This is a genomic window from Amycolatopsis sp. 505, from assembly GCF_031625235.1.
GTDB lineage: Bacteria > Actinomycetota > Actinomycetes > Mycobacteriales > Pseudonocardiaceae > Amycolatopsis.
This window is the reverse complement of sequence record NZ_JACKQP010000007.1, coordinates 522,187-545,324: the sequence shown is the minus strand read 5'-3', so window position 1 is coordinate 545,324 and position 23,138 is coordinate 522,187. Positions and strand designations below refer to the sequence as shown.

Annotated in this window: 24 protein-coding genes; 13 read left to right on the top strand and 11 right to left on the bottom strand. The window is 72.4% G+C overall.

Annotated elements, in window-relative coordinates; genetic code table 11:
* The first annotated feature begins 39 nt into the window (after window positions 1-39).
* Window positions 40-1,347 carry a cytochrome P450 gene (locus H5965_RS27415; RefSeq protein WP_310973114.1) on the top strand — a complete coding sequence of 436 codons (1,308 nt, stop codon included), beginning with the start codon at window positions 40-42 and terminating at the stop codon, window positions 1,345-1,347.
* On the opposite strand, the gene H5965_RS27410 is transcribed toward H5965_RS27415, so the two are convergent.
* The 4 genes from H5965_RS27410 to H5965_RS27395 all read right to left on the bottom strand — a co-directional run bounded on the left by H5965_RS27410 (window position 1,331) and on the right by H5965_RS27395 (window position 4,861).
* Window positions 1,331-2,638: a DJ-1/PfpI family protein gene (locus H5965_RS27410; protein ID WP_310973113.1), complete on the bottom strand. Its 1,308-nt coding sequence runs from the start codon at window positions 2,636-2,638 to the stop codon at window positions 1,331-1,333. The genes H5965_RS27415 and H5965_RS27410 overlap by 17 nt on opposite strands.
* 2 nt (window positions 2,639-2,640) lie before the next feature.
* Window positions 2,641-3,030: a hypothetical protein gene (locus H5965_RS27405; RefSeq protein ID WP_310973112.1), complete on the bottom strand. Its 390-nt coding sequence runs from the start codon at window positions 3,028-3,030 to the stop codon at window positions 2,641-2,643.
* A gap of 86 nt (window positions 3,031-3,116) precedes the next feature.
* Entirely contained in the window at window positions 3,117-3,770 is a 654-nt protein-coding gene (locus H5965_RS27400; protein WP_310973111.1) for a response regulator transcription factor, read from the bottom strand.
* Window positions 3,767-4,861 (bottom strand): sensor histidine kinase, encoded by a 1,095-nt coding sequence (locus H5965_RS27395; RefSeq protein WP_310973110.1) that lies wholly within the window; start codon window positions 4,859-4,861, stop codon window positions 3,767-3,769. The genes H5965_RS27400 and H5965_RS27395 overlap by 4 nt, the downstream gene beginning before the upstream one ends.
* A gap of 120 nt (window positions 4,862-4,981) precedes the next feature.
* Here H5965_RS27395 and H5965_RS27390 point away from each other — a divergent pair, with 120 nt between their 5' ends.
* From H5965_RS27390 to H5965_RS27380, 3 genes are all read left to right on the top strand, one after another.
* Window positions 4,982-7,561 (top strand): glycosyltransferase, encoded by a 2,580-nt coding sequence (locus H5965_RS27390; protein ID WP_310973109.1) that lies wholly within the window; start codon window positions 4,982-4,984, stop codon window positions 7,559-7,561.
* Window positions 7,561-8,991 carry a radical SAM protein gene (locus H5965_RS27385; protein WP_310973108.1) on the top strand — a complete coding sequence of 477 codons (1,431 nt, stop codon included), beginning with the start codon at window positions 7,561-7,563 and terminating at the stop codon, window positions 8,989-8,991. The genes H5965_RS27390 and H5965_RS27385 overlap by 1 nt, the downstream gene beginning before the upstream one ends.
* Before the next feature lie 93 nt (window positions 8,992-9,084).
* On the top strand, window positions 9,085-9,888 hold the full coding sequence (locus tag H5965_RS27380; RefSeq protein ID WP_310973107.1) for a GH25 family lysozyme: 804 nt from the start codon (window positions 9,085-9,087) through the stop codon (window positions 9,886-9,888).
* On the opposite strand, the gene H5965_RS27375 is transcribed toward H5965_RS27380, so the two are convergent.
* Window positions 9,885-10,127: a hypothetical protein gene (locus tag H5965_RS27375; RefSeq protein WP_310973106.1), complete on the bottom strand. Its 243-nt coding sequence runs from the start codon at window positions 10,125-10,127 to the stop codon at window positions 9,885-9,887. The genes H5965_RS27380 and H5965_RS27375 overlap by 4 nt on opposite strands.
* A gap of 128 nt (window positions 10,128-10,255) precedes the next feature.
* Here H5965_RS27375 and H5965_RS27370 point away from each other — a divergent pair, with 128 nt between their 5' ends.
* The 7 genes from H5965_RS27370 to H5965_RS27340 all read left to right on the top strand — a co-directional run bounded on the left by H5965_RS27370 (window position 10,256) and on the right by H5965_RS27340 (window position 14,391).
* A complete protein-coding gene (locus H5965_RS27370; protein WP_310973105.1) occupies window positions 10,256-11,053 on the top strand; it encodes a hypothetical protein in 798 nt (265 codons plus the stop codon).
* Entirely contained in the window at window positions 11,020-11,190 is a 171-nt protein-coding gene (locus H5965_RS27365; RefSeq protein ID WP_310973104.1) for a hypothetical protein, read from the top strand. The genes H5965_RS27370 and H5965_RS27365 overlap by 34 nt, the downstream gene beginning before the upstream one ends.
* 56 nt (window positions 11,191-11,246) lie before the next feature.
* The gene (locus H5965_RS27360; RefSeq protein WP_396136954.1) at window positions 11,247-11,633 is read left to right on the top strand and encodes a hypothetical protein; all 387 of its coding nucleotides are present in this window, start codon (window positions 11,247-11,249) and stop codon (window positions 11,631-11,633) included.
* Window positions 11,634-11,663: 30 nt separating this feature from the next.
* Window positions 11,664-11,999 carry a ClpX C4-type zinc finger protein gene (locus H5965_RS27355; RefSeq protein ID WP_310973240.1) on the top strand — a complete coding sequence of 112 codons (336 nt, stop codon included), beginning with the start codon at window positions 11,664-11,666 and terminating at the stop codon, window positions 11,997-11,999.
* Between the two features lie 95 nt (window positions 12,000-12,094).
* Window positions 12,095-12,820 carry a dihydrofolate reductase family protein gene (locus H5965_RS27350; RefSeq protein ID WP_310973102.1) on the top strand — a complete coding sequence of 242 codons (726 nt, stop codon included), beginning with the start codon at window positions 12,095-12,097 and terminating at the stop codon, window positions 12,818-12,820.
* Window positions 12,821-12,841: 21 nt separating this feature from the next.
* Window positions 12,842-13,195 (top strand): YciI family protein, encoded by a 354-nt coding sequence (locus H5965_RS27345; protein ID WP_310973238.1) that lies wholly within the window; start codon window positions 12,842-12,844, stop codon window positions 13,193-13,195.
* Window positions 13,192-14,391 carry a DUF6596 domain-containing protein gene (locus H5965_RS27340; RefSeq protein ID WP_310973101.1) on the top strand — a complete coding sequence of 400 codons (1,200 nt, stop codon included), beginning with the start codon at window positions 13,192-13,194 and terminating at the stop codon, window positions 14,389-14,391. Before H5965_RS27345 ends, H5965_RS27340 begins: the two co-directional genes overlap by 4 nt.
* Before the next feature lie 216 nt (window positions 14,392-14,607).
* On the opposite strand, the gene H5965_RS27335 is transcribed toward H5965_RS27340, so the two are convergent.
* The 6 genes from H5965_RS27335 to H5965_RS27310 all read right to left on the bottom strand — a co-directional run bounded on the left by H5965_RS27335 (window position 14,608) and on the right by H5965_RS27310 (window position 20,924).
* The gene (locus tag H5965_RS27335; RefSeq protein ID WP_310973100.1) at window positions 14,608-15,915 is read right to left on the bottom strand and encodes an alpha-glucosidase/alpha-galactosidase; all 1,308 of its coding nucleotides are present in this window, start codon (window positions 15,913-15,915) and stop codon (window positions 14,608-14,610) included.
* Window positions 15,916-15,942: 27 nt separating this feature from the next.
* A complete protein-coding gene (locus tag H5965_RS27330) occupies window positions 15,943-16,824 on the bottom strand; it encodes a carbohydrate ABC transporter permease (protein ID WP_310973099.1) in 882 nt (293 codons plus the stop codon).
* A complete protein-coding gene (locus H5965_RS27325) occupies window positions 16,821-17,735 on the bottom strand; it encodes a sugar ABC transporter permease (RefSeq protein WP_310973098.1) in 915 nt (304 codons plus the stop codon). Before H5965_RS27325 ends, H5965_RS27330 begins: the two co-directional genes overlap by 4 nt.
* Window positions 17,736-17,744: 9 nt before the next feature.
* Window positions 17,745-19,010 carry an ABC transporter substrate-binding protein gene (locus H5965_RS27320; protein ID WP_310973097.1) on the bottom strand — a complete coding sequence of 422 codons (1,266 nt, stop codon included), beginning with the start codon at window positions 19,008-19,010 and terminating at the stop codon, window positions 17,745-17,747.
* A gap of 206 nt (window positions 19,011-19,216) precedes the next feature.
* Window positions 19,217-20,032: an endo alpha-1,4 polygalactosaminidase gene (locus H5965_RS27315; protein ID WP_310973096.1), complete on the bottom strand. Its 816-nt coding sequence runs from the start codon at window positions 20,030-20,032 to the stop codon at window positions 19,217-19,219.
* A gap of 91 nt (window positions 20,033-20,123) precedes the next feature.
* The gene (locus H5965_RS27310; protein WP_310973095.1) at window positions 20,124-20,924 is read right to left on the bottom strand and encodes a DeoR/GlpR family DNA-binding transcription regulator; all 801 of its coding nucleotides are present in this window, start codon (window positions 20,922-20,924) and stop codon (window positions 20,124-20,126) included.
* A gap of 127 nt (window positions 20,925-21,051) precedes the next feature.
* Between H5965_RS27310 and H5965_RS27305 the strand changes: the two genes are divergently transcribed.
* Window positions 21,052-22,173: an SIS domain-containing protein gene (locus H5965_RS27305; protein ID WP_310973094.1), complete on the top strand. Its 1,122-nt coding sequence runs from the start codon at window positions 21,052-21,054 to the stop codon at window positions 22,171-22,173.
* Between the two features lies 1 nt (window position 22,174).
* A complete protein-coding gene (locus H5965_RS27300) occupies window positions 22,175-23,131 on the top strand; it encodes a BadF/BadG/BcrA/BcrD ATPase family protein (RefSeq protein WP_310973093.1) in 957 nt (318 codons plus the stop codon).
* The last annotated feature ends 7 nt before the right edge of the window (window positions 23,132-23,138 follow it).

Genomic DNA, 23,138 nt, shown 5'->3' with positions numbered 1-23,138 from the left:
CGGCGTTTCCGGACCGGCGCCCGCGGGTAGCCGGGCGCCATGACGTCCACTCGGGAACACCGCACGCACCCGGAGACCGCTTCGGTGGCCGAAACCCTGCGTGTCGCGCTCGGAGTGGCCCTGCCCACGCTGGCCGGCGGGGTGATTAAACGCCGTCCCGCGGCCATGGCGGTGGCCGGGAAACTGCAGTACGACCGCCCGGCCGTGCGGCTGCTGCGCCGGCTGCACGACCGCCACTACGGGCACCCGCTGAAACTGCGCGTGCCCGGCCGGTCGGTCGGGCTGGCCCTGTCCGGGGCGGACGTGAAGCGGCTGCTGGCCGGCGCCCCGACGCCGTTCAGTCCGTCCACAGTGGAGAAACGCGCCGCGCTGGGGCACTTCCAGCCGCACGGCGTCCTCATTTCCGCTCCGGCCGACCGGCCCGCCCGTCGCCGGTTCACCGAAGCCGTCCTGGAACCCGGCCGTCCGCTGCACGAGCTCGCGGCACCCTTCGCCCGCGCCACCGCCGAGGAGGCGGCCGTCCTGCGGACGTCGGAAACGCTCGACTGGGACACCTTCAACGTCGCCTGGTGGCGGCTGGTGCGCCGGATCGTGCTCGGCTCGCAAGCCCGTGACGACACGACACTCACCGACCAGCTCGAACGGCTGCGGCTGGACGCGAACTGGGCGTACCTGCACCCGAAGCGCAAGCAGCTGCACGCACAGTTCCGCGCACGGCTCGTCGCCCACCTCGGCCGCGCCGAGCCCGGCAGCCTCGCCGCCGTGATCGCCGAGACCGGCGAAGACACCGCGCCCGACCAGGTGGCGCACTGGCTGTTCGCGTTCGACGCGGCCGGCATGGCGACCTACCGGACGCTGGCGCTGCTGGCGAGTCACCCGGCGGCCCTGGACCGGGCCCGCACGGACCTCGGCGGCGTCGACCTGGCCGAGCCGAACCAGCTGAGCTACCTGCGCGCGTGCGTGCTGGACGCGGTCCGGCTGTGGCCGACCACCCCGATGATCCTGCGCGAGACCACCGAAGAGACGACCTGGGGCCCGGCGGGGACGACGGTGCTGATCTTCACGCCGTTCTTCCACCGGGACCCGGACCTCCCGTACGCGGACCGGTTCGACCCGGACCTGTGGCTCGACGGCCGCGCGGCGGAGAACCCGGCGCTGGTCCCGTTCAGCGCGGGCCCGGCCGTCTGCCCGGGCCGGGACCTGGTCCAGTTCTGCGCGAGCACGATGCTGGCGAACCTGCTGCGCGACCACCGGTACGAGCAGGCGTCGGGGACGGTGCTGTCCCCGGACCGCCCGCTCCCGGCCACTCTCGACAACTTCCACCTGAAGCTCAGGCAGCTCGGCTGAGCCGCCTGCGCCGGACCCGGACGACCACGACCACCGCCGCGACGCCCGCCAGGATCAGCGCGATCGGCAGCGCCGTCGGCAGCCACGGCCAGGCGTCGCCTTCGAAGACGACGTCGTCGGCGGGTAGCTCCAGGACCTTCGCGGTCCACCGGGCGGTCGCCACGTCGGTGCGGCGGGACAGCGCGCTCACCGCGGTGTCGTACGGGAAGCCCGGCCGGTCGTGGACGTACTCGGGCGCCGGCCCGCCGGGTGCGGTGATCCCGCGGGTCGCGCCCGGCACGAGCAGCCGGTCGAGGTCCGCCGAGGCGAGGGCCGCCCGGGGCAGGAACACCAGCCCGTGCCGGGAGCGGATCGGGCCGCCGTCGAGACTCACGGCGAGGGTGCGCGAGGACAGCGACTGGCCTTCGGTGTCGAACACCGACGCGAGTTCGACCTCGCCGACGCCGTTCGCGAGCAGCACGCCGATCTCGTCGGGGGTCCAGCGGAACCCGGCGTTGACGATCGCGGCCGCGTCCGGTGTTCCCTCCGGGGGGTGCACCGGCACCGCGGTGCCGTAGCGGCGCCAGCCGATGGCCGCCGCGGCGTCGGCCGCCACCTGGCGCCCGGCCAGCCGCTCGACCCAGTGCAGGGTGCCGTCGATGCCGGAGAGGATCCCGGCCGTGGTCACGACGGTGCCGTCGTCGACGAACCGTTCGCCGCGGACCCACCGCACCGCCGGGTATTCGGCGGCCCAGGCGTCGACCTTGAGCCAGTGCGCGGTGGCCGGCCGCCCGTCGAGCAACCCGGCGGAGGCGAGCACCGCACCGCCGTTGCAGACGCTCAGCAGCTTCGAGCCGCGTGCGGCCTGCTCCCGCAGCCACGTCGTGACCGGTTCGGCGCTGGGCTCGCCGACGTCCGGGAACGCGGGCACGACGACGAGGTCCGGCGCCCGGGACCCGAGCCGGGTGGCGAGGCCGGCGAAGTCGAAGTCGGGCACCAGGTCGAGGCCGCCGGTCAGCGGCTTCGGCTCGCGGTGGGGTGCGACCGTGTAGACGTTGAACCGGCCGGTCGCGGCCAGGATCTCGTAGGGGGCCAGTGCGTCGGAGACGACGGCACCGCGGTCGCCGACGACGACCACCGCGGTCGGCTTGGCCGGGTCGTGGGGGCCCGGCGCCGCGGCGGGGACGGGCCGCGCCGGGCCGGCGGCGTAGAGCGCGTCGAACGCGCCGAGGGCGGCGACGGTCGCACCCGCGGCGGGGACCACCAGCACGGCGATCACCGCGGCGAGGAGGAAGGCGATGCGCTTCAGCATGGTCAGTGCCAGTACTCGGCGCGGCGCCACACCATGGCGGCCAGCATCAGCGGGAACATGATCACGTGCCCGGCGACCATCAGGGCCGTGCCGGAGATCGCGCCCAGCCAGTACGGCACGAGCAGCGCGACGAACGGCAGGTACATCACCGCGGCCATCTCGGCGATCCGCGGCCACGAGTGCCGGCGCAGCGCCATGGCCAGGACCATCGCGACGGTCATGTCCGTGGCCATGACGAGCGCGTCGACGTCCGGGCGTTCGAGCCAGGCGGACGGCCACAGCGGGGCGAGCGCCACCATGCCGACGAGCATGGCGACGACCATCTCGACGTAGTGGCCGGTGAACCGGGCGAGCTTGCGGGCGGTGGTCCGCGGGGTTTCGGTGGTGGTCATGAGTCCCTCCAGGTTGTTCCTGGAAGGAGGATCGCGGCCGGCGGCCGTGCTGCCAGGTGCCGGAAGTCATGACCGGGGGTCACGGTCTAGAGCAGGCCGAGGTCCCGCGCGCGCAGGGCGGCCTGGGTGCGGTCGCGGGCACCGAGCTTGCCCAGCACGTTGGTGACGTGGTTCTTCACCGTGCCTTCGGCGAGGAACAGCGTCGTGGCGATCTCGCGGTTGCTGCGGCCGTCGGCGAGCAGCCGCAGGACGTCGAGCTCGCGCGAGGACAACGGCACCACCAGCGGCTGCGGCCGGGGCTCCGGCGCGTCCGGCAGCTGCGCGAACCGCGCGACCACCTTCGCGGCCACCGACGGCTGCAGCACGGACTCCCCGCGCGCCGCGGCCAGCACCGCCTCGACCAGCCGCGCCGACGAGACGTCCTTCAGCAGGTATCCGACGGCACCCGCGCGCAACGCCGCGAAGACGTCTTCGTCGTCGTCGAAGGTGGTCAGCGCGATGACCCGGGTGCCGGGCTGCTCCAGCCGCAGCCGCCGGGTCGCGGCCACGCCGTCGAGGACCGGCATGCGCAGGTCCATCAGGACGACGTCCGGGGTCAGCGCGGCCGCCGAGCGCAGGGCCTCGTCGCCGTTGCCGGCTTCGCCGACGACGTCGATGCCGTCGTGCGTGGCGAGCAGGGTGGCCAGGGCCTCGCGGAACAGGGCCTGGTCGTCGACGAGCAGGACGCGGACCGGCGTCATCCGGGGATCTCCATGGTCAGGGCGCTGCCGCGGCCGGGGGTCGAGGTGAAGGCGAGCTCGCCGCCGAGGTGGGCGGCCCGCTCCCGGAGCCCGACCAGGCCGAAGCCGGTCGGCGGGCCGCCGTCGCTGCCGCGGCCGTCGTCGCGGACCTCGACCCGGACCGCCGCCTCGGCGTAGTCGAGCACGACGTCCGCCGTGGCGGCGCCGGCGTGCTTGCGCACGTTCGTCAGGCCTTCCTGCGCGGCCCGGAAGAGGGCTTCGCGCTGCTCGTCCGGCAGCGGGCGTTCGGTGCCGGTCACCGTCAGCCGGGCCGTGACCCCGGTCGCCGACGTCTCTTCCGCGAGGGCCTTCAGCGCCTCCGGCAGTGCCGGGACCGGCCGCGGCTCCCGCAGCGTCCGCACCGAGCGGCGCACCTCGGCCAGCGCGGTTTCCGCCTGCTCCTGCGCCTTCGCGAGGACGTCGTCGGCCTTGCCGGGATCGGTCGGCAACACCGCCCGCGCGGCCTTCACCTGCATCTGGACGACGGTGAGCGAATGCCCGAGCCCGTCGTGGATGTCGCGGGCGACCCGGTTGCGCTCCTGCGCCGTCGCGAGCCGTTCCGCCTGGGCCGCGTAGTCGCGGAGTTTCGCGTGCGCTTCGGCGAGTTCGGCGCGCGACCGCTGCTCCCGCAGCAGCAGCTCGGTGATGATCGCCGCGAACAGCACCGAGATGAGCGTGCCGATCCCTTCCCGCAGGCCTTCGCCCAGCGACATCCCCAGGTGGACGAGCGGGACCACGGCGATGACGAGCGCGATCGCCGGCCGCGGCAGGCGCAGCAGCACGCACTGGCTGACCAGGACGACGAGGAACAGCGTCGTCCCGACGCCGGCGTCGATCGTGAAGAGCACGAAGGCCAGCGGCAGCTGCACGGCGACGTAGGCCGCGCCCCACGCGAGCCCCTTCCCGTCGCGCACCCAGCCGAAGGCCGCCGTCGCCAGCGCGGCGAAGACCACGCCGAGCACCAGGGCGAGCCAGGGTTCCCCGGAGCCGAGGACCCCGAGCACGATCGAGAGGAGGGCGCCGCAGGTCAGCACCCCGAGGGCCCGGTTCATGCGGTCACTGTGGAGGCTGCGGCGGCCCGCGGTCAACCACGAACGCGTTCACACGGCCGTTCGACACCCCGGCGCTTACGCTGGACTCGACGGCCAAGCCGATTCGGGGGTTTGACATCGATGTCAGTGCTCTGGGGCGTCTCGTTCGACGCCACTCCGCTGTCCGGGGTCGTGGTCGAGTTCCTCAAGACGGCGCACCGCTTCGCCGGTCGGGGCCACCGCGTCCACCTCGACCTCGGGTACGACATCAAGGCCGACAAGGACGCCTTCTTCCGGCCCTACCGCGACGAGGCCCAGCTGCTGCCGGAGTGGGTCACGCTCGACCGCGTCGAGGGTGTCGAGCGGATCCGCGGCTACGACCGCGCGTTCGTCGAGCGGGTCCTGCGCGAAGTCGTGCAGGGCGGTGACACCGCGCTGCGGCCCGAGATCGACCGGATCGCCGGGGAACTGGCGGACCGGATGGTGGCCACCTGGGAACGGCTGGGCGTGACCGTGGTCCTGGTGGAAAACGGGACCCTGCCGGAAAACCTCGCCTACACCGAGGCGCTGTACGCCGCGATCGGCCGCTACGGCGCGCGGCACCGGCTCGGCCGGTTCGTGTTCTGGCGCGACCACGACCTGATGTGGCAGAGCGAGCCGGGGATCGCCAAGTACGGCACGTTCCCGTACCCCGGCGTGCCCGCGCCGCGGAACTCCCCGCACATCCACTACTTCGCCCTGCACGAAGAGGCGCTGGCGCGGACCCTGGAGTGGGTGCCGGGCCTGGCCAACATCGACGTCCTGCCGAACTCCTTCGCCATCGCGCCCGCGCGGATCGACGAGCGCAACGCGGCTTTCCGGCGCGACCACGGCATTCCCGACGGCGTCCCGCTGCTGGCCCGGATCACCCGGATCATCCCGCAGAAGCGCATCGACCGGGACCTCCACCTGCTCGCGCTGCTGCCGGACGCGTGGCTGTTCGTCGCCGGCGACACCCGCGAGACGCCGACCGAGCACGCCCGGCTCGTCGACCTCGCGACGCGCCTGGGCGTGCGCGAGCGGGTCGTGTTCGGCGGCTGGCTGACGCCGTACGACACCGCGGTCCCCGGCCGGTACTCCGTGCGCGACCTCCTCGCGCACGCGACGGTCGTGTCGTTCCTGACCTCCTACGACTACGAGAGCTACGGCAACCCGGTGAGCGAGGCGATCGCCTCCGGGACGCCGTACATCACCAGCGGCTACGAGCTCTACGACGTCGTCTACGCCGGCTTCCGGGCCCCGGTGCTGGACATCCGGAGCCGCGACCTGCCGGACGCGGCGTTCGCGCGCGAAGTCGCCGAGCTGATCACCGACGAAGGGAAACGGGCGGAAGTGGTGCGGGTGAACTCGGAACTCGGGCAGGCGCGGTTCGGGGCGCGGGTCGTCGACGAGCTGGTCGACCGGCTGTACCCACCGCCGATGGGCGCGGCGACGCGGCTGAGCGTCGTGCTGCCGGTGTACAACGAAGCCGCGAACCTCCCGGAGGTGCTGCGGACCCTGCACGACCAGCGCGACGGCGACGCGCCCCTGGACAAGAGCCGGTACGAGGTCGTGCTGGTCGACAACAACTCCACCGACGACACGGTCGCCATCGCGCACGCCTTCGCGGCCGCGCACCCCGACCTGGCCCTGTACGTCATCCACGAGCCGGAGCAGGGCGTTTCGTGCGCGCGGCGGGCCGGGATGGACTTCGCCGCGGCCCGCAGCCGCAACCGGCCCGACAGCGACCCGGGGGAGCGGTTCTACCTCGTCTCCGCCGACGCCGACTGCCGCGTCGACGCGCACTGGCTGAGCGAACTCCTCGACGCGATGGAGACGACCAAGGCCGCGATCGGCGTCTGCGACTACTACTACAACGCCGAGCACTTCACCGGCCGGCCACGGCTGTGGGACGCGATCCAGCGGACCCTGCGCTGCCGGGCCGTCACCTTCGCGCTCTTCGGCGGCTTCCCCGACGGCAAGGGCTTCGCCGTCGAGCGCGACGCCTACGAGCGCGCCGGCGGCATCGAGATCTTCTACCAGCTGCAGGACGGCAAGTTCGTCAACCACCTCTCCGACGACTGGGACTTCGGGATCAAGGTCGCCAACGGCGGCGACCCGATCACCTACGCGCCGCGCTCGCGCGTCGAGATCAACCCGCGGCGCGTGGACCACGCCATCGACGAGGTCATCGCCGGCCGCGCCTACGGCTCCGACGGCATCATCGTCATGCGCGACATCCGGCCGTCGGCGCCCTCGGAACCCACCGACCTCACCGAAGCCGAGGCCGAGCAGGCGTGGGCGTTCTCGATCAAGGACTTCACGCCGAAGAACACCATCCTGCCGGTGCTGCTCACCCCCGCGCTGCTCGAGGACGCCGCCGTCATCGCGTTCTTCGGGCCCGAGCTCGCCGCGCGGCTGGCGCGGCGGATCAGCGAGATCCGGCACGAGATGCGCGTCGTCGACTTCACCCCGATCCACGCCTACAAGACGCCGTCCTACCGGCTGTACTTCGAGTTCGCCGACGAGCTGTTCGCGTGCCTGCGGCGGCACGTCGGCGAGGACATCGGGTACCCGCCGCCACTGCCGCCCTGCCTGGCGGAGATCCCGGCCGCGCGGTTCGCCGAGTTCGTCCGCTACTACTGCGAAGACCGGGAGTCCGGCGAGGCCCACAACTACTTCGGCAACGGAGGGGTGTTCTGATGACCCTGGGCTATGAGGAAGCCGTCGGCTCGCTGCACGCGCTCGACCCCGCGTGGCCGCGGCCCGCCGTGCTCGACGTGCTCGAAGCGCCGGAGAACCGGCACCTCCTGGACTTCGTGCAGGAGGACCCGTTCGGGGCGCACGTGTTCCCCGGCAACGTGCCCGGCACGCCGGCGGAGTTCCTGGCCGACCTCGACGCGCAGCTCGCTTCGTCCGGGCCGATCCACCTGTGGTCCTACATCCCGACGTGCGCCTACCGCTGCCGGTTCTGCCAGTACCCGGTCGTGCTGGTCAAGGGGAAGATGGAGAAGGCGGCGGACTGGGTCGACCTCAACATCGCCGAGGCGAAGCTGTGGCTCGAGGCCGTGCCCCACCTGCGTGGCGCCGAGGTGGGCGAGTTCAACGTCTTCGGCGGCACGCCGTCGCTGCTGCCGGAACCCGAGATCCGGCGCCTGCTGGAGTTCTACCGGTCGAACTTCGGGTTCACGCCGGAGACGACGATCCGGTTCGAGGGCGACCCGAGCACGTTCACCCCGGCCAAGCTGGAACTGCTGCGGGACCTGGGCTGCACCAAGCTGTCCAGCGGCGTCCAGTCGTTCGACGACCACGTGCTCGAGCTGTGCGGGCGGGAGCACTCCGCGGAGATGTGCGTCGACTTCGTCCGCAACGCCCGGTCGCTGGGCTTCGAGTGGGTCAGCATCGACCTGATGTACGGCCTGCTCGACCAGACCCTCGACAGCGTCCGCCGCGACCTCGACACCGTGCTGGAGAACGAGGTCACCGCGGTGGTCTGCACGAAGCTGCACCTGGCGTCCTACAGCGACACGCGCACCGGCGTCACCGGCGAGAAGCCGGCGGCGTGGCAGCTGCCGTCCTACCGGGACAAGCTGGTGCGCGACGGCCACCGCTGGCCGCCGCTCGGCGAGCAGTACCAGATGCGGGAGCTGCTCACCGAGGGCCTGCGCGCGGCCGGGTACACCGAGCACCCGACGATGTACTTCGCGCGCGACGGCCTCGGACCCGAGAAGTGGAAGTCCATCATGGTCGACCAGGACAAGCAGGAACCCGAGGTCGCGATCGGCCTCGGCGGCAGTTCGAGCTGCCGCGCGTCGGAGGCGATCACCGACGTGAACTCCCGCCGCTACACCGAAACCGTGCTCTCCGGCCGGATCCCGCTGGGGTCGGCGACCCGGTTCACGCCCGAGGCGCAGGAGGCGCGGGCCGTCAAGATGGCGCTGACGACGTTGCAGCCGGTGCGGGATTCCCTGCACCGCCAACGCTTTCCGGGCCGCTCGCTGTTCGCGGAGCCGTGGCTGGGCAAGTTCCGGTCGCTGGCTTCGCGGGGCCTGGTCCGGTTGGGCCCGGACGCCGTCGAGCTGACCCCGGCCGGGGAGGTGCTCGTCGAGGCGATCATCACCACCGAACTCTGAAGATCACTGCATCGGGTGACAGACGCCTCGCGGGAAGCGCGCGCGGCAGGCAGCATGGGCTCCGGACCTGTTCCCGACGTGATCGGAGCCCGGATGAACCGAACCGTGGCGGGACAGCGGCTGTCGGGTGCGGCCGCGCTGGCGGTGCTCGCGGCCGTGGTGGTCGCGACGCCGGCGCGAGCCGACTACTCCTCGGCGGACACGAACTACGCGGGCACCCAGATCGCGCGGCACGAGGGCGTCCACGGGACACCTCGCGCCGAGGCGGTCGGGCAGACGCTGGGGCACGACGTCAGCGGGCACCAGGGCCCGGTCGACTGGGCCGCCGCGGCGGGTGCCGGGGCGAAGTTCACCTACGTCAAGGCGACCGAGGGCACCGGGTTCGTCAACCCGCAGTTCGCGCAGCAGTACGACGGCGCGCACGCGGCGGGCATCATCCGCGGCGCGTACCACTTCGCCCGCCCGGACGTCTCGGGCGGCGCCGAGCAGGCGGCGTACTTCATCGCCCACGGCGGCGGCTGGCGCCCGGACGGCACGACACTGCCCGGCGCGCTGGACATCGAGTACAACCCGTACGGCGACGTCTGCTATGGCAAGAACCCGGCCGACCTGACGGCGTGGATCACCGACTTCACCCGCACCTACCTGGCGCAGGCCAAGCGCAGCGCGCTGATCTACACCAGCACGGCGTGGTGGAAGCGCTGCACCGGCAACACGAACCGCTTCGGCAACACCGACCCGCTGTGGCTGGCCCGGTACGGCCCCGAGGTCGGCGAACTGCCGGCCGGGTGGGCGAAGCAGAGCATCTGGCAGTTCGCCCGGGGCGGCGGCCTGCCGGGGGACCAGAACTACTACAACGGCCCGATCGGCCGGGTCCAGGCGCTGGCGAAGGGTTAGCGCCACCACCCGCGCAGGTCCGGCCACGGCGGCCGGTGCACCATGGCGACCCCGGCGAGGGTGGCCGCGACCAGCCCGACACCGATGCCCAGCAGGGCGACGCGCGTGGCGTCCACCGCCGGCTCCCACTTGGCCTGGCCGTCGCGGACCGCGAACACGCCGACCGGCCGGTGGACCGGGATCACCGTGGTCCCGTCCGGGGTTTCGTGCGGATCGCCGAAGATGCGGGGTTCGGTCATGTCCGCCATCGAACCGGAGACCGCCGCCGCTGACAAGATCGGACAAAACCTTGTCGCCTCCGTGACCGGCTGCTTACCATCGGCGGGCAGCTCGTCGACGTTCGTCCTTTGTGGACTCGGGAGGCGCCGTGCGCAGATTCGCCCTTCTCGCCGTGGTTTCCGCGGCTGTCTTCGCGTTCGCCCCGGGGGCCGCCGGAGCCGGGCGGGCGTGGTTCACGTCGTGGGCGCAGTCGCAGGACGGCCGGGCCGACGCGGCCGTCACCGGCCAGACGCTGCGGATGATCACCCACCTCAGCCAGGGCGGCGACGCCGTGCGCGTCCGGTTCCAGAACACCTTCGGCACCGGGCCGCTGACCATCGGGCACGCCACGGCCGGGCCGAGCGCGGGCGGCGCCGCCGTCACCTTCGCGCGCGACCTGACCTTCGCCGGCCGTCCCGCGGTCACGATTCCCGCCGGTGGCGAGGTGTGGAGCGACGAAACGAAGCTGGTGACGCGCCCGGATTCCGACCTCGCGGTGAGCATGTCGGTCGAGGGCACGGCCGTGCCCGGCCGCCACGGCGCGGCCTTGCGCGACAACTACCTGACGCCGCCGGGCTCGGGCGACCACACCGGCGACGTCCCGGCCGGCGCGTTCACGGCCACGGTCGGGTCGACGTACGTGGTCAGCGCCGTCGACGTGCACAATGCCGCGCTGGCGGGCGTCGTCGTGCCGTTCGGCAGCTCGACAGCTACCGCGCGGTGTTCGCGCGGCTGCGGGCCGCCGGGATCGCGGTGTACGTCACGCCCAGCACGCCGCGGCCGGGGTACGGCGACCAGGCGAACCTGGCCCGGCACGAGATCGCGCTGTTCGTGCAGCGCTGGAACACCTGCGGCGGCACGTGTTCGGGGGTCGTGGACTTCGACACCGTGCTGGCGGACCCGCTGAAGCCGAACAGCATCCTCCCGGCGTACGACAACGGCGACGGCATCCACGCGAACGCCGCCGGCCAGCAGGCGCTCGCGGACTTCGTCTCGGTGCCGATGCTCACCCGTTCCGGGCCGGTTGGTCACACGATGGGGTGACCGAGCGAGTCGGAGCGGCGCGGCTGTGCGTGCCGGTCAGCAGAGTACGTCCGGTGATGAACGAGTCGATGGACGACGCCGGGTGCTGCCTGCTGTCGGTGGCCTGGAACGTCGCCCCGCTGGCCGAAGGAGGCTCGGGCTCCCGCCGCGGCGACCTGCGGCGCACGGTGGTGGCGGTGTGCCGGACGGCGGGTCACGGCGCCCGCGACTGGGCCGCCCGGCACGGGGCCGGTACGGAGGCGGAGTACCGGCCGTTCCTGCAGCTCGCCGACGTCGCCTACGAGATCGCGACGCTGTTGCTGCTGGTGGAGGACTTCCTGGTCCCGGACCTGGAGCGCGAACACCGCCGCTGGGCGGAGATCGAGGAACTGACCGGCCGGCTGACGGAGCTGGCCGAGTGGACGGCGGCGTTCCTCTTGTCAGGCGCTCCCTTACGGCTGTAAGGTCGCGCCTGACAAAGGAGGTCGTCGATGGTGATCGCGCGTTGTTCCTTCTGTGCCAAGCCGAACACGGAGGTCGAAGTCCTGGTCGGTGGCCCGGGCGTGTTCATCTGCGACGGCTGCGTCGGCCTGTGCGTGTCGGTGATCGAGGGCAAGCCGGCGGACGCACCGATGATCGCGCCGTGGGAGCACGACCTGCCGCTGGAGCAGGTGCTGTCCAACCTGGCCCCGGTGTCGGCGGCGAGCACCCAGGTCCAGCAGAACCTGGCGGCCTGGGTGGGCAAGGCCCGCGACCTGGGCGGCACGTGGTCCCAGATCGGCGAGGCCCTGGGGATGACCCGCCAGTCGGCGTGGGAGCGGTTCGCCTAGGAGCCGGCGGCGGCGCGTGTCGAGAACGCGCGGCCGGCTCCGACTGAGGGGCAGCGGCGGCCGGGAGAGGCTGCCCCCAACCACGGAGCGTGAACATGACGAAGGTGACCGCCCAGATGTCGGTTTCCCTCGACGGCTTCTACACCGGGCCGCGGGACACCCGGCCTGACCAGGACATGAGCGGCTGGCTGCGGGGCCCCGAAGCGCCCGGGTTCTTCCGGGTGACCCGCTGGGCCGTCGACGCCATGGCCTGGCGCGAGCGGCAGGGCTTCGCCGGCGGCGAGCAATCGGTCGACTCGGAGATCGTCGCCGAGACTTTCGCCGCGGCCGGGGCGTACGTCATGGGCCGGCGGATGTTCGACGCCGGCGAGGTCCCGTGGGGCGACGAACCGCCGTTCCGCGCCCCGGTGTTCGTCGTCACCCACCGGCCCCGGGCGGTGCTCGAACGCCAGGGCGGCACGTCCTTCACGTTCGTCACCGAAGGCGTCGAGCGAGCCGTCGAGCTGGCCCGGGCCGCCGCCGGGGACAAGGACGTGGCGGTGGCCGGCGGCGGTGAGCTCCTGCGCCAGGTGCTGGCCGCCGGGCTGCTCGACGAGCTCGAGCTGCACATCGCGCCGGTGCTGCTGGGGGAGGGCCAGCGCCTGTTCGGCCCCGAGCTCGGCCTCGGCGCGGACGACGGCATCGAGCTGGTCCCGGCCCGGGTCGTCGACACGCCCGGGGTGACCCACCTCCGCTATACCGTCACCGGACGGTCGAAGCTGATGCTGGACGACCGCGGCGCCAGTGGTGACCTGGTCGGATCCGCCGAGACGGGCCAGTGAGAGGAGCGAACGGTGAAGTACATGCTGCTGATCTACGGCAACGAGGAAGCCTTCAACTCGGTGGGTGCGGAAACCCTCGCCGAGGTCATCCGCGAGACCGACGCCCTCAACCGGGAGCTGTTCGAGTCGGGCGAGCTGGTCGGGGCCTACGGCGTCGCCGACGAGGTGAACACCAAGATGGTCCGGGTCACCGACGGGACACCGGTGGTGACCGACGGCCCCTACGCCGAAGCGAAGGAGTTCCTGGGCAGCTTCATGATCGTCGACTGCGACAGCATGGACCGGGCGCTGGAGATCGCGGCGCGGGCCCCGTCCGCGCGCTACTGGGGTGTCGAGGTCCGGCCGCTGATGCACGAGGCCGAAGTCGCGCCGTGACCGGCTGGCAGGCCGTCCGGCCGCTGGTTCCGGAGGTGCTCGGCGTGCTGGTGCGCCGCTACGGGCAGTTCGACGCGTGCGAGGACGCCGTCCAGGAAGCGCTGGTGGCGGCCGCGGCCCAGTGGCCGGTGGAGGGGTGGCCGGAGAACCCGCGGGCGTGGCTGGTGACGGTGGCTTCGCGCCGCCTCGCCGATCAGGTGCGCAGCGACGCCGCGCGCCGCCGGCGGGAGGAGGCGGACGCCCTCCGCACTCCGCCCGCCGGTGGCGAGGTCGAAGCCGGCGACGACACGCTCACGCTGCTGTTCCTGTGCTGCCACCCGGCGCTGACGCCGTCGTCGCAGATCGCGTTGACGCTGCGGGCGGTCGGCGGCTTGTCGACGGCGGAGATCGCCCGGGCGTTCCTCGTGCCCGAGGCGACCATGGCCCAGCGCATCAGCCGGGCCAAGCACCGCCTCAAGGGGGCCGGCTTCGCGCTGCCGCCTCCGGCCGAGCAGGCGGCGCGCCTCGGCGCCGTGTTGCACGTGGTCTACCTCGTGTTCAACGAGGGCTACACGGCGACGTCGGGGACGCGCCTGGTGCGGGCGGAGCTGGCGGCCGAGGCGATCCGGCTGGCCCGCGAGCTGCACCGGCTGGTCCCCGGCGACGGCGAGGTGGCCGGGCTGCTGGCGTTGCTGTTGCTGACCGACGCCCGCCGCCCGGCCCGCACGGCCCCGGACGGATCCCTCGTACCGCTCGGCGAGCAGGACCGGACGCGGTGGAACGCCGAAGCGATCGCCGAGGGCGTGGCGCTGGTGACCGGCGCCCTGGCGAGCGGCCCGGTCGGCCCATACCAGCTGCAGGCGGCGATCGCCGCGCTCCATGACGAGGCCTCGACGGCGGAAGCCACGGACTGGCCCCAGATTTTGGCGTTGTACACGCTCCTGGAGCGAGTGGCGCCCAACCCGGCGGTGACGCTCAACCGCGCGGTGGCGGTGGCCGAGGTCCACGGCCCGGCGGCGGGCTTGGCCCTGCTCGAGGGGCTTTCGGCCGACGACCGCCTCTCGGCATCGCACCACCTGGTGTCGGTGAGGGCTCATTTGCAGGAGCTGGCGGGCGACCACGCCGCGGCCCGCGCGGGCTACCGCGAGGCGGCCCGCCGCACGACGAGCGAACCCGAGCGGCGCCACCTCCTGACCCGCGCCGCCCGGCTCGGGTGACGGGCCGCGGCCGGCTTGCCAGGATTTGGTGACCCGCGGGTCGCCGGTGGCCAAGCCGACGCGGTGCCGTTTCGCGGCCCGGACCAGGCAACGCGGCGGGAGCGAAACCGCGCTGGCGCGCCGTGGCCTGCGCTGGCTACCGCGAGGCGGCCCGGCGCACCACTAGCGAACCCGAGCGGCGCCACCTCCCGACCCGAGCCGCTCAGCTCGGGTGACTCACCTCCCGAGCACCGCCCGCAGCGCAGGCTGAAGCCGGTCGCCGTGGGCGTGGACCATCGCGTCGCACAGCGAGAAGATCTGTTCCACCGGCAGCGCCGCCGCCGTGGCCGGGTCGACCATCGCCGCGTGGCGGATGTGGTGGGGGTTGTCCTCGACCGCCGCTCGCACCACCAGTTCGTTCACACTCAGGTACGTCCGGTTCAGCGCGGCCAGCTGCGGGGGCAGCTCGCCGATGCGGGTCGGGCGGAGGCCCGTGCCGTCGACCAGGCACGGGACCTCGACCACGCCGCCCGATGGCAGGTTTTCGATCAAGCCCCGGTTGACCACGTTGCCGTAGACCGTCCTCGGCGTTCCCGTCAGGACACTGTGGATGATCTGCGGTGCGTACTCGCCCGTGCCTTCCACCGGCAGCGGCTCGTCGGCCGCGATCGCCCGGCGGGTTCGCTCGTACTCGGCCTCGTTCTCCGCGACGATGTCCAGGTACGCGCCGATCGGCAACCGCAAGCGGGAGATCTCGCTGTCGTGCTTGAGGTACCAGGGCACGTACTCGGCCGAGTGCTCGCTCGTCTCCGTCGGGTAGTAGCCCAGCCGCCGCAGCATGTCGAACCGGACGCGCCGCCGCAGCTGCTCGTCGGACTCGGCCAGCTCGCGCAGCCGCGGGTAGAGGGAAGCGCCCGCGTGCTCGAACCGCAGCACCCACGCCTGGTGGTTGACGCCGGCCGCGACGTAGGTGACCTCCTCGAACGGCACCCCGACCAGCCTGGCGAGCCCGTGCACCGTCCAGTACACCGAGTGGCACAGCCCGACGACCCGCGTCAGCCCGGTGGCCTCGCTCAGGTACTGGACGTTCATCGCCATCGGGTTCGTGTAGTTCAGCAGCCACGCCTCCGGGCAGACGTCGGCGATGTCCGCCCCGAGCGCCCGAAGGAACGGGAACGTCCGCAGCGCGCGGAAGATCCCGCCGATGCCCAGGGTGTCGCCGATGGTCTGGTGCAGACCGAACTCCTCCGGCACCTCGAAGTCGGTGCGCGTCGCCGCGCCCATCCCGATCTGGACCATGTTCACCACGAAGTCCGCGCCCGAAAGGGCTTCCCGGCGGTCGGCGTGCGCGGTGAGCACCGGCTTGACACCCCGCACGGCGGCGATCCGCTGGGCCGCGGCCAGCGCGGTCGCCAGCCGGTCCGGGTCGATGTCGTGCAGGGCGACGTGCACGCCGTCCAGCTCCGGGTAGGTGAACAAGTCGGCGAGCAGGCCCTGGGTGAACACGACGCTGCCCGCGCCGACGAAGGTGATCTTGGGGGTCATCGGATTCCGATCAGGTTGGGAGGGAGGTCAGCCCTTGAGCCCGCTGGAGGTGACGGACTGGATGAACGTCTTCTGCGCGCCGAGGAAGGCCAGCAGCACCGGCAGCACGGTGATGACGTTGCCCGCCATCACCGCGGCCCAGTTCGTGTGGTGCTGGCCCTGGAACGTGGTGAGCCCCAGCTGCAGCGTGTACGTCGTGTCGTGGTTGACCGCGATCAGCGGCCAGGTCAGGTCGTTCCAGGTGCTCAAGAACGTCAGCACGGCCACCGTGCTCAACGCGGGCCGGGACAGCGGAACGACGATGGTGAACAGCACGCGCAACCGCGAGCAGCCGTCGATCCACGCCGCCTCTTCGAGCTCGCGGGGCAGCGACAGGAAGAACTGGCGCAGCAGGAACACCGCGAACGGCGTCACCAGCGACGGCACGATGAGCGCGCCGAGGGTGTCGATCAGGCCGAGCTTCTTCATCACCAGGAACGTCGGGATCATGGTGAGCTGGAACGGGATCGCCATCGTCGCGACCATCAGCGCGAGCAACGCCCGCGACCCGGTGAACCGCATCCGCGCGAACGCGTACCCGCCGAGCGTGCCGAACAGCAGGTTCGACACCACGGTGACCGCCGAGACGATCAGCGAGTTCGTGAACCAGCGCACGAACAACGCGTTGTCGAGGACGTAGCGGTACCCCGAGAAGTCCACATGGGACGGCCACAGCGCGGGCGGGAACCGGTTGATCTCGGCGTTGCTCATCACCGAGCTGAGCAGCAGCCACCCCAGCGGCGCCGCGAACACCAGGGCCAGCGGCACGAGCAGCAGGTGCCAGGGGCTGAACGGCAGCCGGGGCCGGCGCAGCACGGGCAGCGCGGCGCGGGTCGCGGGTGCGTCGAGCCGGGCGGGCTGTGTGGTCATCGCAGGGCCTTCCCCGGCCGGCGCAGCACCCGCAGGACGGCCACGACGACCAGCAGCGCCAGCGCGAGCACGTAGGCCGACGCCGCGCCGTAGCCGGCGGTGAAGTTCTTGAACGCCTGCTCCCAGACGAAGTAGACGATGACCGTGGTCGAGCCGAGCGGGCCGCCCTTGGTCGTCACGTACACCAGGTCGAACACCTGCAGCGACGTGATCAGCTGCCACAGCACGAGGAACGCCGTCACCGGGGTGACCGCGGGCAGCGTCACGTGCCGCAGCACCCGCCATGTCCCGGCGCCGTCCAGCCGAGCGGCCTCGACCAGCGACGGCGGGACGTCCTGCAGCGCGGCGAGGTACACCACGACGCAGAAGCCGGTGCCGCTCCACAGGGTGATGCCGACCAGCACCAGCAGCGCCTGCGCCGGGTCGGTCAGGAAACCCTGCGGCGACACGCCGAGGTGGTGCAGCAGCGAGTTGGCCGCGCCGAACTGCGGGTCGAGGATGAAGGAGAACAGCACGCCCTGGGCCGTCGCCGACAGCACGAAGGGCACGAACACGAGCGTCCGGTACACGCCGACCAGGCGGATGCGCCGGTTGAGCGCCTGGGCCAGCAGGAACCCGAACAGGATGCTGAGCGGGACGTAGAACACCGTGTACAGCACGGTGTTCCCCACGGCCTGGGCGAAGTGCGGGTCCTGGGCGAGCGCGGCGTAGTTGTCCAGGCCCACCCAGCGGCTCGGGGTCACCAGGTCGTCGGCCTGGAAGGACATTACGAGCGACCAGGCCACCGGCACCACGCCGAGGCCGAGGATGATGAGCACGGCGGGGGAGATGTAGGCCCACGCGGCCGCGGTTTCGCGACGCCGTCCGCGTGACGGTGGGTTCACGGTGATGGGCCTCGGCAGTCCGGGCATGGCGGCTCCCTATCGCGGAATGATCAGGGCGGCGTTCGCGGCCGCGGCGCAGTCGCGCATGGCGTCGGCCGGCGTCGCCCGGCCGAGCAGCACGGCGACGATCGCGGTGCCGAGCGCCGCCGACACCTGCGGGTAGGCCGGGTGCACCGGCCGGACGCGGGCGTTCTCCAGCGCGTCGACGAACACCGGCAGGCCCGGCGTTCCGGCGGTTTTCTCCTGCCACGCGGGCAGTTGCTGCGTCCGGCGGCTCAGCGGGAGGCTGCCCGCGCCGTCGTCCCAGCGGACGTCCTGGGCCGGGTCCGCCAGCCAGGACAGGAAGGTGCGGGCCGCCGCCACGCGTTCTTCGCCGTTGTCGAACAGCGTCCAGGTGTCCGGGCCGGAAATGGTGACCGGGCGGCCGCTGAAGCTCGGCAGCGGCACGACCGCGTAGTCGACCCCGGCGTCGGCGATGTCGGGCAGCTGCCACGGCCCGGTCGGCACCATGCCGATGTGCCCGGCTTGGAAGGCCTGGTACATCTGCTCGCTGCCGGTTTTCGGGTCGAGGTAGACGGCCTTCGCCGCGGCGAGGTCGCGGACCACCTCCAAGGCACGGACGCCCTGGCCGGCGAACCCGATGCCGCGCCCGCCGGCGCCGATGACGTCGCCGCCGAGGTCCCACACCATCGGCCACAGCCGCCACACGGTGTCCTCGTCACCGGTGGCCGGCCACGCGGTGCCGAAGGTGCCGTTGCCCGGGTCGGTGAGCTTCTTCGCCGTGGCGACGAAATCGGCCCACGTCCAGCCCGCGGCGGGCAGCGGGATGCCGGCGCCCGCGAACAGCTCCTTGTTGCACACCACGGCCAGGGAGTCGAGCAGCGCCGGGACCGCGCGGACGCGGCCGTTGACGGTGACCGCTTCCCGGGCCGGTGCCCAGAAGCCGGGGCCCGCGTCGACGAGGTCGGTGACGTCGACGACGCTGGGGCTGCGCGCCACGCTGGCGAGGTCCGAACCGAAGACGTAGGCGATGTCCGGGAACGACCCCGACGCGAGCGCCGCGGTGATCTTCTGCAGCATCGCGTCGGCGAGAACCCCGCCGCCCAGGTCGATCCGGATCCCGGGGTGGGTGCGGTGGAAGTCCGCGACGAGCTCGTCGAGGACCTTCTTGCCGGTGTCGGTCTGGCCGTGCCAGACCTCGACCGTGACCGGGCCCCCGGTGGCCCGCGCCGGGCCGCAACCGGTGAGCGCGGCGCCGAGGGCCAGACCACCGGCGCCGCGCAGGAATCCGCGGCGGTCCATCAGCTCGTCTTGCGGGGGAAGGAGAAAGTCATCATCGCCGACTCCCGATGATGGTGGGCACGACCCCGCCTCGGACTCTCGCGTCCTGGCGACTCGGTCCGGGCTCGCGGTGGAACCGACATACCGGCTGGGCGTACCTCTGACGTCGGTGCTCCCGACGTGGACAGCAGTAAAGCGAGCGCGATCGAACGTGTCAAGGCGGGCGGTCAGCAGGTCTTGCGGACGTACCCGCTCGTCCCCTGGGGCACCACGTACAGGTCACGCCGGACCATGCTGATCTTGTTCTTCCACGACGGGCAGCCCTTGCTCATGCCCGACGCGGTGTACTCGACGTCGACCACCCGGTTGTTGAACGGGCCCGCGTAGTCGGCGCACTCCTCGTACTCGCCGCATTCCTCGGTGACGGCGAAGTCGAGGCCGTTGGCGACCCGGTTGCCGGCCAGTTCGGGGGTGTTCTTCTGGGCGATGGCGAGGTTCTTGCCGTGGGCGTGGGCCGCCAGCAGCTTGATGTACTCCTGCGCGTGCGTGGTGGTGAGCAGGTTCTTCGACCGCGAGTAGCTGTCGTAGTTGTCCGGCTCGATCGCCTGGTAGCCCTTCGACGCGCACGTGTCGATCCAGCTGCCGACCTTGGCCGCGACCCGCGAGCGCTTGTCGGCCGTGCGCAGGTCGAGCAGCGTCTCCTTCCAGTCCGGATCGACGACCTTGTTGCCGTTCGCGTCGCGCAGCAGCAGGTCGCCCGGCCAGTCGCCGTCCGCGCCTTCCTGTGCCTGGAAAGCGTTGAGGTAGCAGATGTTGTACTTGCCGCTCGCCGGGGCCGCGGAGACGTCGCGGCTGACGATCTGCACCCCCGACGGCGGGGTGTAGGCGCCGCCGATCTGGTAGTCGAACCCGGCGGCCTGCGGGGGGAGCGTGATCGCGGCCGACGCCGGTGCGGCGACCGCGGTGAGCGTGCCGACGGCCAGCGCGCCCGCGGCCGTGAACGAGGCGAATCGCTTGCCGTGGACGGGGAAGGAACGTTTCATCCGGAACTCCGTCATCGTCGGGGCTGGTGACGGCGAAAGGTAGGCAGGACGGCCACCGCGGTCAACGAAACGCGCATTCGCGATGCGCGTTTCACCGGCCGGCGGCGGCCTCGACCACGGTGACCCGGACACCGGCCCGGCGGATCGCCGCGACCGCGCCGGGCGCGGCGGAGGAGTCGGTGATCACCTCGTGCACGTCCCGGATGTCACCCATGCGGGCGAGGGTGGTGCGCCCGAGCTTGCTGCCGTCGGCCAGGACGATCACCCGCTGCGCGCGGCCCAGCATGGCGCGGTTGGTCCGGGCCTCGTTCTCGTCGTGGGTGGTGATGCCCGCCGTGGCGTCGATGCCGTCCACGCCGACGAACGCGGTGCCGACGCTGATCGAGGCCAGCACGTGCTCGGCCCAGGGCCCGACCAGCTCGTAGGACTGGGGCCGGGCGACGCCGCCGACGACGACCAGTTTCAGCCGGGGGTGCAGGGCCAGGTCCATCGCGATGTTCAACGCGTTCGTGACGACGGTCAGGTCCGCCCGGCCCGGCAGTTCCCTGGCGAGTTCGCTCGTGGTGGAGCCGCCGGTCAGGGCGATGACGTGCGGCCCGGACGGCAGCGTGCGGATCGCCGCCTGCACGATGGCGCGTTTGGCGTCCCGGGACCGGTTTTCCCGGTAGGGCGGCGGCACTTCGGTCGTGCGTCCCCGGGGCCGGGCGCCGCCGTGGGTGCGGGTCAGCAGCCGCTGTTCCTCCAGTTTGGCCAGATCACGCCGCAGCGTGGCGGAGGAGACGCCGAACCGGGCGCTGAGCTCGCCCACCTGCAGCGAGCCGGTGTCCGCGAGCACGCGCAGCAGCTCCGAGAGCCGTTCGGCGCGGGTGGTGCGCCGCTTCCGCGTGGACATGGGGCGAGCCTACGACAGCCGCCGAAACGCTCACTCGGAATGCGCATTTGGCCACCGGACCTTGCCCGCTCGCGCGGCGGCGGATGACTCTGCCGGAGGACGTCCTCGGACATCGGAGGCAACACCTATGCACAGCAACGGGCGGTCGTCCGGCGACAGCTGGACCGCACGGGAGATCGGGCAGCAGCCCGCCACCTGGCTCCGGGTGGCGGACGCCGTCCGGCGCGCCCGGCCGGACATCGAGCGGCTGATCGCCTTGCCCGGCCGGCGGATCGTGCTCACCGGGGCGGGCACTTCGGCGTTCGTCGGCGAGGTCGTGGCCCGCGACCTCGCGCGCCGGCTCGGCCGGCCGGTCGAGGCGATCGCGACCACCGAGATCGTCGCCGACCCCCTGGCCGTGGTCGACGAGCGGCCGATCCTCCTGGTGTCCTTCGCGCGCAGCGGCAACAGCCCCGAGTCCGTCGCGGCGGCGGACCTGCTGGACCGGCTGACCCCCGAGCTGGCGCACCTGGTGATCACCTGCGATCCGGCGGGCGAGCTGGCGCGGCGGTGGGCCGGTGCCGACCGGGCCGTCGTGGTGTCCCTTCCGGACGAGGTCAACGACCGCGGGTTCGCGATGACGTCCTCGTTCACCGGGATGGCCCTATCCGCCCTGCTCGCCTTCGGCGTGGACGTCGACGTCGAGGCGCTGGCCCGCGCCGGGACCGCCGTGCTCGCCGACGCCGCGGACCACGCGTCGGCGATCGCCGGCGCCAAGCCGGCCCGGCTGGTGTTCCTGGGCTCCGGACCGCTGCGCGGGCTGGCCCGCGAGGCCGCGCTCAAGTGCCTGGAGCTGACCCGGGGGGAAGTGGTCGGCATCGCCGACTCCGCGCTGGGCTTCCGGCACGGCCCGAAGTCGGTGCTCGACGAGCGCACCATCGCCGTCGTCTTCCTCTCCACCGATCCGCACACCCGGCAGTACGACGTCGACATCGCCCGCGAACTGGTGCTGTCGCTCGGCGAGGAGCGGGTCGTCGTGGTGGGTGACGGCACCGGAACCGGGGGCGCCCGGGTCTGGCCCGTGCCCTCGCCACCCGGCCTCCCCGTGGCCGGCTACGCCTTGCTCGCGGTGATCGCGGCCCAGACCACGGCCCTCGCCTGCTCGCTCGCCCTGGGCGTCACCCCGGACAACCCGTTCCCCGACGGTGAAGTGAACCGCGTGGTGCAGGGCGTGGTCATCCACGATTTCACTCCTTCGGAGGTGAGCTGACGTGTACCTCGGTGTCGACGGCGGCGGGACGAAGACGGCGTTCTGCTTGGTCAGCCCGGACGGCCGGGTGGTCGCGGAGGCCAGGACCGCGAGCGTGTACTACCTCAGCGACGGCCTGCAGATCGTGGAACCCTTGTTGCGCCAGGGGATCGGCGAGGTCTGTGCAGCCGCGGGCATTCCGGTCCCGGACATCTCCTACGCCTTCTTCGGCCTGCCCGCCTACGGCGAGATCAGCGCCGACGTGCCGGTCCTCGACGCCATCCCCGGCCGGATCCTCGGCACGCCGAACTACCGCTGCGGCAACGACATGATCTGCGGCTGGGCCGGGTCGCTGGGGGCGATCGACGGCATCAACGTCGTGGCCGGCACCGGCTCCATCGCCTACGGCGAGCACGACGGCAGGCAGTGGCGCGGTGGTGGCTGGAGCGAGCTGTTCGGCGACGAAGGCTCCGGCTACTGGGTGGCGATCCAGGGCCTGAACGCGTTCAGCCGCATGGTCGACGGACGGCTGCCCGCCGGCCCGCTCGTGGCGGAGCTGCGCCAGGCGCTCGGCCTCGCCGCCGACTTCGACGCGATCGACGTCGTCGTCAACCGGTGGCACGGCGACCGGGGCCGGATCGCGAGCCTGAGCAAGGTCGTGGTCCGGGCCGCGGACGCCGGCGACGCGGTCGCGACCGGGGTGCTGCGGGAAGCCGGGCGCGAGCTCGCCCTGCTCGTGGACGTCGGCCGGACGGCCCTCGGCTTCGAGGCCGGGCACAGCGTTCCGCTGTCGTACTCCGGCGGCGTGTTCGGGTCGGCGCACGTGCTGTCGTCGTTCCGCGATGCGCTGTCCCTCGAGTACGACCTGCGGGCGCCCCTGCTGGAACCGCACATCGGTGCCGCGCTCTACGCGGCGCGCCTGCACGGGCACCCGTTGCGGGCCGAGCAGGTCCACTCCACCGCGTCCCTGCCTCGCTGAGGAGCCG